The organism is Methylobacterium sp. J-072 (assembly GCF_022829425.1).
GTDB lineage: Bacteria > Pseudomonadota > Alphaproteobacteria > Rhizobiales > Beijerinckiaceae > Methylobacterium.
In genome coordinates this window covers 1-321 of record NZ_JAKSYK010000132.1, presented here as the reverse complement: position 1 = coordinate 321, position 321 = coordinate 1, and the positions used below count along the sequence as shown (strand labels likewise).

Genomic DNA, 321 nt, shown 5'->3' with positions numbered 1-321 from the left:
AGCCGACCCGCTCGGGTGCGGGTCGGTTCAGAGCAGGGAGGCGAGGCCGGTCAGCACCATGCCGCCGCCGATGATGAAGGCCGCGGCCAGCAGCTCGCCGGCCGTGTCGAGGAAGCGGACGCTGCGGCTGTGCGCGGTGTCCGGGCGGACCGGGGTCACGGCCTTCCAGGGCTCGATCACGCCCAGGACCGGCTCGTTCGGCAGGTTGAGGAAGCGGCCGTCGACCGGGCTCCGTCGGCGCGTGACTACGGGGGCGGCGGTGCTTGGGACGCGGGCGGTCTTGTCGAAACCGGGGATGCGGGCGTGCGGCACCGTTCGCGG

The 321-nt window shown here is 74.1% G+C and carries 1 protein-coding gene; it reads right to left on the bottom strand.

The genetic code is table 11. The features are described 5' to 3' along the window. Window positions 1–27 precede the first annotated feature (27 nt). Window positions 28–321 (bottom strand): hypothetical protein (locus tag MKK67_RS15135; protein ID WP_279601651.1); only part of this gene is annotated, 294 nt, incomplete at its 5' end.